14 protein-coding genes are annotated in these 13,999 nt (G+C 34.7%); 6 read left to right on the top strand and 8 right to left on the bottom strand.

Annotation, left to right across the window (positions count from 1 at the left end; all coding sequences use genetic code 11):
• The first annotated feature begins 61 nt into the window (after positions 1–61).
• A complete protein-coding gene (locus RLT85_RS14215) occupies positions 62–589 on the top strand; it encodes a YceI family protein (RefSeq protein WP_311402711.1) in 528 nt (175 codons plus the stop codon).
• 298 nt (positions 590–887) lie between these two features.
• Here the strand turns inward: RLT85_RS14215 and RLT85_RS14210 are convergent, their stop codons facing one another.
• From RLT85_RS14210 to RLT85_RS14185, 6 genes are all read right to left on the bottom strand, one after another.
• Positions 888–1,280: a hypothetical protein gene (locus RLT85_RS14210; RefSeq protein ID WP_311402710.1), complete on the bottom strand. Its 393-nt coding sequence runs from the start codon at positions 1,278–1,280 to the stop codon at positions 888–890.
• Positions 1,210–1,911, bottom strand: coding sequence for an alpha/beta fold hydrolase (locus RLT85_RS14205; RefSeq protein WP_311402709.1), 702 nt, complete (start codon positions 1,909–1,911; stop codon positions 1,210–1,212). The genes RLT85_RS14210 and RLT85_RS14205 overlap by 71 nt, the downstream gene beginning before the upstream one ends.
• 60 nt (positions 1,912–1,971) lie before the next feature.
• On the bottom strand, positions 1,972–3,660 hold the full coding sequence (locus RLT85_RS14200) for a NupC/NupG family nucleoside CNT transporter (RefSeq protein WP_311402708.1): 1,689 nt from the start codon (positions 3,658–3,660) through the stop codon (positions 1,972–1,974).
• A 4-nt stretch (positions 3,661–3,664) separates the two neighbouring features.
• On the bottom strand, positions 3,665–4,297 hold the full coding sequence (locus RLT85_RS14195) for a bifunctional nuclease family protein (protein ID WP_311402707.1): 633 nt from the start codon (positions 4,295–4,297) through the stop codon (positions 3,665–3,667).
• An 89-nt stretch (positions 4,298–4,386) separates the two neighbouring features.
• Positions 4,387–5,355, bottom strand: coding sequence for an electron transfer flavoprotein subunit alpha/FixB family protein (locus tag RLT85_RS14190; RefSeq protein WP_311402706.1), 969 nt, complete (start codon positions 5,353–5,355; stop codon positions 4,387–4,389).
• A gap of 53 nt (positions 5,356–5,408) precedes the next feature.
• A complete protein-coding gene (locus RLT85_RS14185) occupies positions 5,409–6,155 on the bottom strand; it encodes an electron transfer flavoprotein subunit beta/FixA family protein (RefSeq protein ID WP_311402705.1) in 747 nt (248 codons plus the stop codon).
• A 167-nt stretch (positions 6,156–6,322) separates the two neighbouring features.
• Between RLT85_RS14185 and RLT85_RS14180 the strand changes: the two genes are divergently transcribed.
• The 5 genes from RLT85_RS14180 (at position 6,323) to RLT85_RS14160 (ending at position 13,093) form a co-directional block, all read left to right on the top strand.
• Positions 6,323–7,300 carry a pyruvate dehydrogenase complex E1 component subunit beta gene (locus tag RLT85_RS14180; RefSeq protein WP_311402704.1) on the top strand — a complete coding sequence of 326 codons (978 nt, stop codon included), beginning with the start codon at positions 6,323–6,325 and terminating at the stop codon, positions 7,298–7,300.
• Between the two features lie 53 nt (positions 7,301–7,353).
• Entirely contained in the window at positions 7,354–9,849 is a 2,496-nt protein-coding gene (locus tag RLT85_RS14175; protein WP_311402703.1) for a DUF5686 and carboxypeptidase-like regulatory domain-containing protein, read from the top strand.
• Positions 9,850–9,925: 76 nt separating this feature from the next.
• Complete coding sequence (locus RLT85_RS14170; RefSeq protein ID WP_311402702.1) at positions 9,926–10,435, top strand: inorganic diphosphatase; 510 nt, start codon at positions 9,926–9,928, stop codon at positions 10,433–10,435.
• Between the two features lie 368 nt (positions 10,436–10,803).
• Entirely contained in the window at positions 10,804–12,066 is a 1,263-nt protein-coding gene (locus RLT85_RS14165) for an MgtC/SapB family protein (RefSeq protein WP_311402701.1), read from the top strand.
• A gap of 10 nt (positions 12,067–12,076) precedes the next feature.
• A complete protein-coding gene (locus RLT85_RS14160; RefSeq protein WP_311402700.1) occupies positions 12,077–13,093 on the top strand; it encodes an App1 family protein phosphatidate phosphatase in 1,017 nt (338 codons plus the stop codon).
• Positions 13,094–13,224: 131 nt separating this feature from the next.
• On the opposite strand, the gene RLT85_RS14155 is transcribed toward RLT85_RS14160, so the two are convergent.
• Complete coding sequence (locus RLT85_RS14155; RefSeq protein ID WP_311402699.1) at positions 13,225–13,635, bottom strand: putative toxin-antitoxin system toxin component, PIN family; 411 nt, start codon at positions 13,633–13,635, stop codon at positions 13,225–13,227.
• The gene (locus tag RLT85_RS14150; RefSeq protein WP_311402698.1) at positions 13,625–13,840 is read right to left on the bottom strand and encodes a hypothetical protein; all 216 of its coding nucleotides are present in this window, start codon (positions 13,838–13,840) and stop codon (positions 13,625–13,627) included. The genes RLT85_RS14155 and RLT85_RS14150 overlap by 11 nt, the downstream gene beginning before the upstream one ends.
• Positions 13,841–13,999 lie beyond the last annotated feature (159 nt).

The raw sequence follows: 13,999 nt of genomic DNA, 5'->3' as shown, positions 1-13,999 counted from the left end.
TAGTAAGCAGTACGATGATAAGAGTCGTGCTGCTTTTGCTTTTTAACTAAACTCATAACCTATGAAAGCAAACTTTTTTTTCTTTGTAATACTATTTTTGAGCCTAGGATTTCAAAAAATTGGAGCACAAGCAGAAGTGGTGGTAGAGGTAACAACTAACGTCAACCAGTTTAGCTGCGAGTGTAAAGGTTTAAGTAGAGAACATTTAAGCAAATATGAATCTTATCACGAAATATTAATACCAGTAGCCAATTTTGATTGTCCTAAAAAAATGATGGAGCGCGATCTTTTAAAGCTTTTTGAAGCCGATAAATTTCCCGAAATTCAATTGTTTTTAGAACCTCAATCCATCAATTCAAAAGCTCTTAGCGTAAAAATTGCTATTAGAATTAAGGAGATTTTGCATAAATATGAGGTGAATTTAGTAAAAATTATAGAAGACAAGCAGGCTTTCTATATAGGCAGCCAAGTAATTTCTTTAGATAATTATGGGTTAGAACCGCCAACCAAAGCTTTAGGATTTGTAAAAGTTAGAGACCATGTCAACATAAAGTTCAAAATTCCAGTACATTTTTTAGCGCAACCTTAAATTATATTTGGGCGTTCCATCGGGCTTTTAAGCCCTCTGGCGGGCTTTCGGCACTCGCTTTTTTAAATTCCTGCGCAAGCAGTAATCTAAAAAGAGCTCAAATAAAGCCTCAATCCCTAACGCAAACTTTAGAATAAGATTTAAAAAGTTACATGTTTAAAATTTTGTGATAGTAATAGGTTTTTACTTACTGCTTCTATTTTTTACACTACACAATTAAGAGGTTTCTAAAATCTTGCTTAGATGGAGGAATCAGTTCACTCTAAGTTGAATGCTCTGGCAAGTCTTATTTTACATCTTACTCATCAATTGCTTTGGCCATCAAAAGAATCTCATCATTAATTATTTCTGCATTTTCTTTTTTTGTAATTATAGAACCGTGATTAGCTTCCATTATAAATTGTTCTCCTTCAGTAGATAATTCTTTTAGTTCTTTCTGCATCTTAAACCATTTCCTAACTTGTTCGTTTGGATCTATTCCTTCGCTTCTATACTTTTCTTTTTGAGCTTCTCTATACTGTACAGTTGCCGTAAAAACCAATACGGGTAAAGAATCTAAACTTTTGCTTTGCCCTGCTCTAAGAAGAATTTCTTGATTAATGTCATTCTCCTTGATGTACTTACGAAAAACCTTCCCCCGAATACGCAGTAAGATTTTGCGAACGTATATGACAAGCTTTGGGTAAGCCATCATTAGCAGGTTCAGATTTAAATAATGTATGGTAAGCTCCTATTATTCCTAGATCTCCAAGGATGGCAATAGCTTTAATAAACAGGATTTGATTTTCATTAAACAGCTCTTTTTGTGCGAGTCGCTTCCATTGTTCAGGATGACTCGAATCTAAAAATACCATTCCTTTAACTTCGTTGGGATACAAGTCTCTAAATATTTGGTTATAAGGTCCGCCCATAGAATGCCCCACTAAGATGTAAGGTGGTTTTTCACCATTTTTTTCTAGTAATTGGTGCAATTGATGAGCATAAAACTCTGGGGAAGGATTGTTTTCACTGGATTCGCTAAACCATTTTACTTCTCTATCGTAACGTATAACTCTTAAGTTATTTTTTAATCCTTTCGCAACCCAATGCAACATATCTGTGCTGCTACCAGCACCAGCTTCAAGAATAAGCGTTGGTAATTCATTTTTGTCACCTTCTGCTATTATATGAAGTTTAGTTCCATCCACATCAACTAATTTTCCTGGAGGAACAGGTTCTGAACTAAATATCCTAAAAAGCAATCCAGATAAGAGTAATAAAATTATAAGTCCGACTAAAATTTTTCCAATCCATTTGAATACCTTTATTATAAATTGGATCATAGGATTATAGTTGAGTTAAAAAATGATAAGAAAGCTATTTTTCATTTTAAAATTAAGAACCTACCCAATAATCATCCCGGCAATGGTTGCCGAAAGTAACGAAGCTAAAGTTCCTCCAATCACAGCTTTTAAACCAAATTGCGAAAGGGTTTTACGCTGGCCAGGAGCTAATGAGCCAATACCGCCTAGCTGAATCCCAATAGATGCAAAGTTCGCAAAACCGCAAAGCATATAAGTCGCCATAATAATAGACTTCTCGTAAGTAAGACTTAAGGCAGTTGCAGGATTTTTTAATTCGGCCAACTGAATGTAACCTACAAATTCACTTGCTGCTAATTTAATTCCTAAGAGTTGTCCCATAAGCATAATATCTTCCGTAGCAACACCCACCAACCACATTAGTGGAGAAAAAACAGTTCCTAGAATTGCTTCTATAGAAAAACTTTTATACGGAGTATTCGCTGCTAAAAACGGATTGATATGTGTCCATTCTCCAATTTTTCCAAAGCCATAGTTGATCATCGCGATTAAGGCCACAAAAACCAACAACATGGCACCCACATTGGCAGCGAGTTTGAGACCTTCTGTGGTTCCATTAGCAATAGCATCTAAGATATTGGTTCCAATTTTTTCTTCAGAAACCGCTACATTGGTATTGATTTTTTCTTGTTGAGGATATAATATTTTCGAAATAATAATAGCTCCAGGGGCTGCCATTACAGAAGCTGCTAATAAATGTTTTGCAAATTCTAAACGTACCACAGGATCGTCTCCACCTAGAAAACCAATATAGGCCGCTAAAACCCCACCGGCAACGGTAGCCATCCCGCCAATCATTACCAAAAGAATCTCAGATTTGGTCATGCGCTCTAAGTAAGCTTTAATCATAAGAGGAGCTTCGGTTTGTCCTAAAAAAATGTTTCCTGCAACACTTAAACTCTCTGCACCAGAAATTCCCATGAGTTTGGTAAGCACCCAAGCTAAACCTTTAACGACCACCTGAATTACTCCTAAATAAAAAAGTATAGAGGTTAAAGCCGAAAAGAAAATCACAGTAGGTAAAACCTGAAAAAGAAATATAAAGCCAAAGCTTTCTACATCCATCATTCCGCCAAGAAGAAATTCACTTCCTGCAGCGGTAAAGTCTAATATTTTCACAAATATTTTTCCAATAAATTCAAAAGCAACTTGTACCCAATACACCTGTAGAACTCCGTAAGCCAATAAAAGTTGAGCACCTAAACCAACTCCAACAGTCTTCCAATTAATGGCTTTTCTATTGCTACTTAAAAGGAAAGCAATTAAGAGTAAGGAGAACATACCTAAGGCTCCCCGCCAAAAACTTTGAAACGTAAAACCTTTACTTTTAATAATATTTTTAGTAGGGGTAAGAAGTGTTTGTTTAGCAACAGAATTTACTTGAGAAAGCTGTATTTTTTTGTCGTTCTCCATCAACGTTAGCGTAGAATCTGTGAGGGCAGAAATTTTAAATTTCCGAATGCTATCCTGCGGCTGATCGTAATAAAACAGTAAAAGTTTATTCTGTAACAGGTAATCTCCTTTAGCAGAGATGCTATCTTCACTTTTTAAACGGTATTGAAAAACACCGCTTTCTAGGTGAAGTTGCTCAAAATCTACTGGTGTATTTTGATTATCGCTAATTTTCCAATCTTTTTCTATACTTTGAGCGTTTGTAAAACTTAAGCCCCATATAAAAAACAAGAAAATAATTTGTAATTGTATTTTCATGAAATTATTTTCTTTTTGAAATCTCATCTCTTAATCGCGCTGCCTCTTCATAATCCTCTTTCTTTACCGCTTTATCTAATTCTTTTTCTAATTGTTGAATAGATTTTTTAGGTGCAGCGCTTTCTGGCGTAACATCTTCTATGTTACTGTCTTTTTCCAGATCTGGATTAATCATAAGTTCTGCATCTTGTAAAGGATCTTCGTCATGATTATCATCCTCTTCTGTCTTAAGATAAATTCCTGCTTTTTCGAGTATATTTTGATAGGTAAAAATAGGAGCTTTAAACCTTAAAGCTAAGGCAATTGCGTCGCTAGTTCGTGCATCTATAATTTCTTCAATTTTATCGCGTTCGCATATAAGACTAGAGTAAAAAACACCATCTACCAGTTTGTGGATAATTACCTGCTTTACTTTTATAGAAAACCGATCTGAAAAACTTTTGAATAAATCGTGCGTTAAAGGTCGTGGTGGTCTTATGTCTTTCTCTAGAGCAATAGCAATAGATTGTGCCTCAAACGCTCCAATGACTATAGGGAGCTGTCTTTTACCATCCATTTCACTTAGCAATAAAGCATAAGCACCATTTTGGGTTTGGCTATAAGAAATTCCTTTAATAGTTAAACGCACTAAATTCATACCTCAAAAAATAATAAATAAAAAAGCGGTCTAAATAAGGACATAGCATATTTAGACCGCCCTTTAAATCAGGGCACAATTTATAAAAATTATGCGTTATTCGCCTTAAATTCCTTTAATTTTTCTGTAAGTTTAGGTACAATTTCAAAAGCATCACCTACAACTCCATAGTCTGCAGCCTTAAAAAAGGGAGCTTCTGGATCATTATTGATCACTACTTTGGTTTTGGAAGCACTAATCCCTGCTAAATGCTGTATAGCACCAGAGATTCCTACCGCAATGTACAAGTTTGAAGCTACAGGTTTTCCTGTTTGTCCCACGTGTTCCCCGTGTGGTCTCCATCCCATATCACTCACCGGTTTAGAACAAGCAGTTGCTGCTCCAAGAACTTCGGCGAGATCTTCAATCATTCCCCAGTTTTCAGGTCCTTTTAAGCCTCTACCACCAGATACAACAATTTCTGCATCTGCAATAGTTACTTTGTCTGTAGCTTTGTCTACAGATTGTACATTTACCGTAAAATCTCCTTCGGCTAAAGAAGGGGAGAAGTCTTCTATTGTTGCATCGGTATTGTTTTCTTTTAATCCGTAAGCATTTTTAGATACTCCTATCAATTTTACATCTGTAGAAATGTTGGTAAAATTGAATGCTTTATTGGTAAAAGCAGTTCTTTTTACTTGAAAAGGCTCTGTGCTAGCAGGTAATTCTACTACATTAGAAGCGTAACCTGCTTCTAAATCTACCGCCAAAATTGGAGCGATATACTTATCATTCGCAGTTTGCCCTAAGACAACTACTTTAGAACCCTCATTTTTTGCCGCTTGTGCAATTGCATCTGCGTAAGCTTCAGCATTAAATTTAGCTAACTTATCGCTAGATACATTTAATACTTTAGAAACTCCATACGTTCCTAAGGAAGCATTATCTTCTGCATTAATACTTATGGCGGTAACACTTGTACCCATTTGATCTGCAACTCCTTTGGCATAAGAAGCGGCTTCATAAGAGGCTTTTTTAAATTTTCCGTTTTCGGATTCTATATATACTAAAACTGACATGTTTTTTTATTTTTAAAGTTTATAAACTGAATTGAAATAATGCACTTTTAAGCTTAAATAACTTTTGCTTCATTGTGCAATAAATCAATTAATTTGTCAAGATTGTCTTCCTCAATTAATTTTATATCTCCCTTAGGTGCAGGTTTTTCAAATTTTTCTGAAGTAGTATAGGTGTCGGCGCTTGCAGGCTCAACCACATTTAAGGGTTTCTTTCTGGCCATCATAATTCCTCGCATATTTGGGATTTTAAGATCGCTTTCTTCCACCAATCCTTTTTGACCTCCTATAACCAGTGGTAAACTCGCAGTAAGGGTTTCTTTACCACCGTCAATTTCTCTAATTGCAGTAGCTTTATCGCCGTCTACTTCTAGGCTCACACAGGTATTTACAAAATTAGCATCCATTATTTTCGCCATCATTCCTGGTACCATTCCTCCATTGTAATCAATAGATTCTCTCCCTGCGATGATTAAATCGTATGCTCCATCTTTGGCTACTTTTGCTAATTCTTTAGCTACTTGAAAACCATCTTTAGCTTTGGTATTTACTCTAATAGCATTATCTGCTCCAATTGCAAGTGCTTTTCTTAAGGTAGGTTCAGTTTCAGCTTCACCAACGTTAACAACATCTACACTCGCTCCTTGTTTTTCTTTGAACCACATAGCGCGAGTTAGTCCAAACTCATCGTTAGGGTTAATTACAAACTGAACGCCATTAGTGTCAAATTTGGTATCCCCATCTGTGAAATTTATCTTAGATGTGGTATCTGGTACGTGACTTATACAGACTAATATTTTCATGTGTTCTATAGTTTTTTTTGTAAAGTTTAAAAAAATGTATTGCGAAGATAAGAAAATATACTTAAAAATACTATGCTTGCATAATAATTTTTTCCTGAAAAGTTATAGTATTTAGGCATGCGAATGTTTACTTTTGCGTTGGTTAAAAATTATAGACAACAATTATCATGAGGACAATTCAATTTAGAGAGGCGGTTTGCGAAGCTATGAGCGAAGAAATGCGTCAAGACGAAGCCGTTTATTTAATGGGAGAAGAAGTTGCTGAATATAATGGAGCTTACAAAGCATCTAAAGGCATGTTAGATGAGTTTGGACCAGAAAGGGTGATAGATACCCCTATATCTGAAGCTGGATTTAGTGGTATTGGAGTGGGTTCTACCTTAGTGGGAACTCGTCCTATCGTAGAGTTTATGACATTTAATTTCTCTTTAGTAGGAATAGATCAAATCATAAATAACGCTGCTAAAATTAGACAAATGTCTGGTGGGCAGTTTAATTGTCCTATTGTATTTAGAGGACCAACAGCTTCGGCAGGTCAATTAGGAGCAACCCATTCACAAGCTTTTGAAAGCTGGTACGCCAACTGTCCTGGTTTAAAAGTAATAGTTCCTTCCAATCCTTATGATGCGAAAGGACTTTTAAAATCGGCTATTAGAGATGACGATCCTGTTATTTTTATGGAGAGTGAGCAAATGTATGGAGATAAAGGAGAAGTGCCAGAGGAAGAATATACCATTCCTATTGGAAAAGCAGATATAAAGAGAGAAGGAGACGATGTAACGATTGTTTCTTTTGGAAAAATTATTAAAGAAGCTTACGCTGCCGCGGAAAAATTAGAAGAAGAAGATATTTCTTGTGAAATTATCGATTTACGAACGGTAAGACCATTAGACTATGAAACTGTAATCACTTCCGTAAAGAAAACCAATAGATTGGTGATATTAGAAGAAGCTTGGCCTTTTGGGAACGTTTCTACAGAGCTTTCTTACCAAGTGCAACAGCAAGCCTTTGATTATTTAGATGCCCCTATACTTAAAATTAATACTGCAGATACGCCTGCTCCCTATTCACCAGTTTTGCTAAAGGAGTGGTTGCCAAATAGTGAAGATGTTGTTAAAGCTGTAAAAAAGGTGCTGTATAAATAGAATTTAACACTTATATTTGACGCCTTATCCTATCGATAAGGCTTTTTTTATTTATGAAAATAAACTTTTTACTTCTCATTCTATTCTTCTTAGGTTCTGTTGGTTTCGCTCAAACCAAAATTGGCGGCTACGTTAAAGATACCAATGGAGAAGCAATTCCTTTCGTAAATGTGGTTTTTGCAAATTCTTCAGAAGGAACCATTACCAATGATGACGGTAGCTTTTACATTCAATCAGATAACAGTTACGAGCGTGTTGTATTTTCATTTATTGGCTTTCAGTCTAAAACAGTAGACCTAGAAAGTTCTACAACGTATAAGATGGAAATCATTTTAGAGGAAGAAGAGAACGCACTTTCTGAAGTAGTGATATACCAAGGTAAAACTTCCAAGAAAAATAATCCCGCTATTGATATCCTGAAGAAAATTTGGGAGAATAGAAGAGAAAACGGAGTAAATAAATTTGATCAATACCAGTTTAAGAAATACGAAAAGCAAGAATTTGATCTCAATACCATTGATAGTGCGCTGGTAAATAGTAGACTTTTTAAAGGGATGGAGTTTATTTTTGATCAAACCGATACCAATAGCGTAACAGGAAAAACCTACTTACCCATTTTTATTAATGAAGCCGTTTCTAAAGTTTATGGTGACAATAATCTGAATAAGGAAAAAGAGGTTCTTCTAGGAAATAAAAATTCAGGGTTTAGCGATAATCAGACGTTGATTGCTTTTATAAAAGACCTCTATTCAGAATATAATGTGTACGATAATTACTTGCAGTTTTTTGATAAAAGCTTTGTGAGTCCGTTAAGTACTACAGGAGTTGATAATTATAATTATGTGTTGGCAGATAGTACTTTTATTGATAATAAATGGTGTTATAAAATTGTGTATTATCCTAGACGTAAAAATGAACTTACTTTTAAAGGAGATTTTTGGGTAAATGATACTACTTGGGCGATTAAAAAAATAAAGCTTCAGGTGACCAAAAGCGCCAACATTAACTGGGTAAAAGAGATTTATATTGAGCAAGATTTTGATGTATTAAATGATTCTGTTTTTCTAATCACTAGAGATCATTTTATGTCTGATTTTGCGTTCAATAAGAAGGAAGAATCTCGAGGTGTCTACGGAAAAAGAACCACCCTCTACGATGAATATAAATTTGACATTGAGAAAGGTTCTGCTTTCTACAATCAGCGCGCAGATCCATATCAAGAATATGTATATGATCGGGATTCTACTTTTTGGGAAAACAATAGGCTTGAAAATCTTAATAAAGACGAACAGCAAGTCTATACTATGTTAGATACTTTACAAACTGTAAAGGCATTTAAGAGACTATATAATATAGGAAGTGTTTTGGCTTCGGGTTATGTAGAGTTTGACGGTTTTGATTTTGGACCCATATTTTCTACGTTTGGTTTTAATGATGTAGAAGGAGTGCGCGTGCGCGTAGGAGGAAGAACTTATTTTGGCAGAAATGATCCTTGGCGAATTGAAGGATACACAGCTTACGGCTTTAAAGACGATAAATTTAAATATGGAATCGCTGGGAAGTGGCTTTTAGATAGAAGAACTCGCTTGATAATTTCTGGAGGAAACCGAAGAGATGTAGAGCAATTAGGAGCGAGCTTAACCAATACCAACGATGTATTGGGAAGAAGTTTGGCGTCCTCATCTTTGATTACGGTGGGCTCCAACACCAGTTTAACCAATATTAATTTATCTACCTTAGCTTTTGAGCTAGAACCATTTAAAAATTTTAATATTAGAATAGGAGGTTCTTATCGAACTCTAGAATCTGCTTCCAAGAAATTTAGTTTAGCTTATTTCACAGATGAAGCTCGAACACAAACTTCTAATTCGCTTAAACAAACTGAAATTTCCACCAGTCTTAGTTATTCTCCTGGTAGAAAAACAACGGGTTACGGGGTAGAAAGAACTGTGATTAACGATGGCGATTTTGCACAACTATTCTTTAATTACTCTTTAGGAGTTAAAGATGTTATAGACAGTGATTTCGAGTATAAGAAAGTGCAATTTTTCTATAGACAGCCGTGGCAAGTAGGTGGTTTTGGAAAATTAACTTCTACGGTTGAGGTAGGAAAAACCTATGGAGAAGTTCCACTGGGATTATTGAATGTGGTGCCCGGTAACCAAAGTTTATTTTCTATTTATGGAAGTTTTCCTTTGTTAGATTATTATGAGTTTGTAACCGATTCTTATGCGAGCTTTCATGTAGAACACAACTTTAACGGAAGGTTTTTTAGTAGAATTCCTGTGGTCAGAGACTGGAATTTGAGAGAAATCGTATCTGTGCGCGGAGTAATTGGTGATATTTCTGAAGCAAATCAACTTTTGAATGCTTCAACTTCCAATCCTGTTTTGTTTGCTCCAGATGAGCAAATGTACTGGTCTTACAGTGTTGGAGTAGGGAATATTCTTAAGGTATTTCGTATAGACGCACACTTCCGTGGAAATTATTTTGATAATCCTGGCGCTAGAAGTTTTGGAGTTACGGGATCCTTTGGATTTTATTTCTAATTTAAAGCCCTCATTCCAAGATATTTCTTAAATTTGCAATCTTGTTTTTTTAAAATAATTAATACAATAGAGTATAATGACATTTGATGTTTTAGTAGAAATTCCTAAGGGAAGTAGAAATAAGTACGAATACGATTTTCAATTAAAAAAACTTCGTTACGATAGAATGATTTTTTCTTCTATGATGTACCCGGCAGATTATGGCTTTGTTCCAGAAACATTAGCTTTAGATGGAGATCCTTTAGATGTATTGGTCTTGGTAACAGAACCTACTTTTCCTGGTTGTGTAATTGAAGTAAAGCCAATAGGTGTTTTTCATATGACAGACGAGAAAGGACCCGATGAGAAAATTATCTGCGTGCCTGTAAGTGATCCCATTTGGAATAAATACAACGATTTAAATGAGCTTAACGCGCACCGTATTAAAGAAATTGAGCACTTTTTTAAAGTGTATAAAGATTTAGAAGAGAAAAAAGTAGATGTTGGTGGATGGGGAGATGCTAAAGAGGCAAAAGACATCTTTAAAGAATGTGTAAAGCGTTTTAAAGATAGTGATATGCCAATAGAAGAAGTAAGTATCAAATAAATTGATATCAGCTCATATTCCAAAAAGCAATACTTAAAAGTGTTGCTTTTTTTTTTGCTTTAAAGTAGGGTTTTTTACGGATTGGTTTTTTGGGTTATTTTATGTAAAAGTATTCTTTACTTCTTGAATTTAAGCTGTAAACATAACTTTGATCAACTGCAGATAAAGTTAGTTTTTTAGAAAAATTAATCAGAATCTATAAACAATCCTACATTTTGTACTGTGTATATTTTTGTTCTTGAATAGATTAAACTATATAATTCTAAGCAGGCTATTGATGTTCTTTGTGACGTGTGAATAATTTTTAATTTAGATAGTTATTAATTAATTTAAATACCTAAATTTCAGTTAAGAAATGAAAGATTATTATGAATTATGACGATATCATAACCTTGGGTATTTCATTTGGTTTAGGCTTGCTGGTAGGGCTTCAGCGAGAAACTACCAATAATAAAATGGCAGGAGTTAGAACTTTCACTCTTATTACCATTTTGGGAACGCTTACCGCTTTTTTGAGTCTTGAGTTTAATAATAACTTTATTTTACCTGTCATAGCTCTTGCTATTACCGCCTTACTGGTGATGGCTAATGTGGTAAAACTTAAAACAACAACAGATTCAACTATAGGTCAAACTACAGAGGTCGCTGCTTTAATTATGTTCTCTATTGGAGCTTATTTGGTGGTAGGTAGCCAAGTGATTGGAGTAATGATAGGGGGTTTATTGGCGATTTTGCTTTATATAAAAGAACATCTTCACGGATTTATAGAAAAACTCAAAGAAAAAGACATATCAGCAATTATGACTTTTGTAGGAATTACCTTAGTTATTCTACCTATTCTTCCCGATGAAACTTACGGACCTTTAGATGTGCTTAATCCGAAGAATATTTGGCTTATGGTGTCCCTTATTGTTGGGATAAGTGTCTTTGGTTACTTTATCTATAAATGGCTGGGGAAAAAAGCAGGACTCATTTCTAATGGTATCTTAGGCGGACTTATAAGTAGTACGGCTACAAGTGTTAGTTTTGCTAGAAAAACCAAAGGTAAAAAGACTGGTGCAAAACTAGCAGCATTTGTAATATTGGTAGCCGTGACGGTATCTTTAATAAGGGTTTTGATAGAAATAGCGGTAATTGTGCCTCATAAGATAGGCGAAATTGCATTGCCTTTTATCACTTTATTTATTTTTATGAGCTTATTAAGCTTAGGCATGTTTTATTTTATCAACAAAGATGCGAAAGATGAAGAGCTTCCCGAACCTAAGAATCCGGCACAATTTAAAAGTGCCATTATTTTCGGAATTATTTATTCTGTAATTTTATTGGTAGTGGCGTTTACAGAGAAAGAGTTTGGAAACGAGGGACTTTATATAGCCTCTATCATTGGCGGTCTTGCTAACAAAGATGCGATTACCTTATCCCTTTCTAAAATGATTGGTGGTGGGATTGAAGCAGCTTTAGGATGGAGGCTTATTATGACAGCGGTAATTTCTAACTTGGCTTTTAAAGTTGTTATTGCGATCTCTTTAGGAAGCAAAAAATTTACCAAATGGATTTTGATAGCGATGTCAATTTCCATAGCTTTCGGCTTGCTATTAATTTGGCTATGGCCAGACTCCTGGCATTTTTAATCAAAGAAATATGTTTTTAAAACTTTTTAAAAAAGATCCTTTGCAGGTGATAACGTTTCAGTCTTACGGAACAAATACACACTTATATGCCAGAGGCAGGGCTTTAGAAGATGAATCCATCAACTTAGACGCTAAAAATTGGTTTCAACTTCTAGTAAATTCTTGGAAACGTTTTGAAACCGATGAAATTAAGTTCACAATACTTAATATAAAGCTACCAGATGATAGTATATATAAAGTGAAAACCAATAACCGCGGCTATTTTACTATTCAAACGCCTTCAGACTCTTTAGCAAAACTGTGCAACGAGGAGGGCTGGCTCTCTTATGAAGTAGCTTATGATGATGTAGATGTTTTGAAGAAAATCACTTCAGAAAATAGATTTCCTGGGCAAATTTTAATTCCTAAGAATACTACGGAATATGGCGTAATTTCAGACATTGATGATACGATCTTACAAACAGGAATCACGTCTTTCTTAAAGTTACGAGTGTTATTCAATACTTTTTTTAAACCTGCGAGTAATCGAACTCCATTAAAAGGCGCGGCAGAGTTTTATCATCAATTGCACCGTGGAAGCACGGGCAAAGAAAGCAATCCTATTTTTTATGTAAGTCACAGTCCGTGGAATTTATACCGTTATTTAGAGCTCTTTCTTCAGCATAATAATTTTCCCAAAGGTCCTATTCTACTTCGGGATTTTCCCAGGCCTTTTTCGGGTAAAAAGAATCCGCAAGACAAAAAACCACAGAAACAGCACGAGATTGTTAATATTTTTAAAATGTATCCTCAACTTAGCTTTATTCTCATTGGAGATAGTGGGGAGCACGACGGAGATATTTATATAGAAATCGCGAATCAATTTCCGGGACGTGTGCTTGCGATTTATTTGCGCAGTGTGAATAATAAGCGTAAAATGGAATATGTAAAAAAGTTAATGCAAAACTATGATCAAACTCCTTTTTTACTGGTAAAAGATTCGCAAGAAGCGATTGTTCACGCAAGAGGAAGTGGGTTTATTGTATAGCTTTTATAAGCATTAACTTTTCTTGGGATCAATAGAAAAAAGAATTGATTTGCTCCTTTGGAGTGCGGGTAGTTAACACGACGTTTATGTTTGGCCGTCTTCACAAATGATTCGTTATGTATGTCGAAGTTTTAATCGTTTCGTTCAATAAATTCGGAAAAAGTCATAATTGATGTATTTTCAATCTTTTCTAAAATCAGTAAGTCTTTATCTCCAGTAATTAAATAATCTGCCTTTGAGTCTACTGATAAATTTAGTAAAAAGTTATCTTTTGGATCTCGACAAACTTTAATTTCAGAAGTTACTTTTACTAATTCTCCAAATTGGTCAAAATTCGTGAGAATTTTTTCAATATCTTTTTTCGTGAAGTATTTTTTAAATTTGGGACGACTTACCACATCAATAAATTCTTCGAGTAACTCGTTGGAAAAAATCAAGATAATTCTCTTATTTTCAATGAGTTTATCAATCTGACTGAATTTTTTGGAAATAAGAAAGCTAATCCAAAGATTGGTATCGAGGATTATTCTCTTACTTTTCATATCGGGATTTTCTCACTTCCTCAACTTGATTAGTTATTTCATCTAACGTAATTTCATCATTGGTTTTCTCCCTTATTTTTTTCAGTAAAGCTGAGAAGTCCGATTTATAATTTTCTTTATTAATCTTAATCAAGTTTAAATCCGCTAAGTTTTTTAGAATTTTTTTCGCCTTTGGATTTATGATGTCAATTCGGATAGTTTCCATTTTCTTTAATTTTATATAAATCTACTGAATTATATTTAAATCACGAATTTTTGGCAGTATGCAGTACTACTCATTTTATTTCAATCTAAAGAATTCCCCGAGGCTTGCCTCGGGTTGTAGTACAGGAAAAGTTTGAAAAACGGATGGTTTTTCAATACG

The sequence above is a fragment of the Mesonia ostreae genome, assembly GCF_031845265.1.
Taxonomy (GTDB): domain Bacteria; phylum Bacteroidota; class Bacteroidia; order Flavobacteriales; family Flavobacteriaceae; genus Mesonia; species Mesonia ostreae.
The sequence above is the reverse complement of the archived record's forward strand: the minus strand, read 5'-3'. Positions and strand labels throughout refer to the sequence as shown.

Excerpts from the sequence above, each read along its gene's own strand:
- RLT85_RS14205 (WP_311402709.1), bottom strand. The coding sequence starts at position 1,911 with ATGATCCAATTTATAATAAAGGTATTCAAATGGATTGGAAAAATTTTA.
- RLT85_RS14165 (WP_311402701.1), top strand. The coding sequence starts at position 10,804 with ATGAATTATGACGATATCATAACCTTGGGTATTTCATTTGGTTTAGGC.
- RLT85_RS14155 (WP_311402699.1), bottom strand. The coding sequence starts at position 13,635 with ATGAAAAGTAAGAGAATAATCCTCGATACCAATCTTTGGATTAGCTTT.
- RLT85_RS14185 (WP_311402705.1), bottom strand. The coding sequence starts at position 6,155 with ATGAAAATATTAGTCTGTATAAGTCACGTACCAGATACCACATCTAAG.
- RLT85_RS14160 (WP_311402700.1), top strand. The coding sequence starts at position 12,077 with ATGTTTTTAAAACTTTTTAAAAAAGATCCTTTGCAGGTGATAACGTTT.
- RLT85_RS14195 (WP_311402707.1), bottom strand. The coding sequence starts at position 4,297 with ATGAATTTAGTGCGTTTAACTATTAAAGGAATTTCTTATAGCCAAACC.
- RLT85_RS14175 (WP_311402703.1), top strand. The coding sequence starts at position 7,354 with ATGAAAATAAACTTTTTACTTCTCATTCTATTCTTCTTAGGTTCTGTT.
- RLT85_RS14150 (WP_311402698.1), bottom strand. The coding sequence starts at position 13,840 with ATGGAAACTATCCGAATTGACATCATAAATCCAAAGGCGAAAAAAATT.
- RLT85_RS14200 (WP_311402708.1), bottom strand. The coding sequence starts at position 3,660 with ATGAAAATACAATTACAAATTATTTTCTTGTTTTTTATATGGGGCTTA.
- RLT85_RS14180 (WP_311402704.1), top strand. The coding sequence starts at position 6,323 with ATGAGGACAATTCAATTTAGAGAGGCGGTTTGCGAAGCTATGAGCGAA.
- RLT85_RS14215 (WP_311402711.1), top strand. The coding sequence starts at position 62 with ATGAAAGCAAACTTTTTTTTCTTTGTAATACTATTTTTGAGCCTAGGA.
- RLT85_RS14210 (WP_311402710.1), bottom strand. The coding sequence starts at position 1,280 with ATGGCTTACCCAAAGCTTGTCATATACGTTCGCAAAATCTTACTGCGT.
- RLT85_RS14190 (WP_311402706.1), bottom strand. The coding sequence starts at position 5,355 with ATGTCAGTTTTAGTATATATAGAATCCGAAAACGGAAAATTTAAAAAA.
- RLT85_RS14170 (WP_311402702.1), top strand. The coding sequence starts at position 9,926 with ATGACATTTGATGTTTTAGTAGAAATTCCTAAGGGAAGTAGAAATAAG.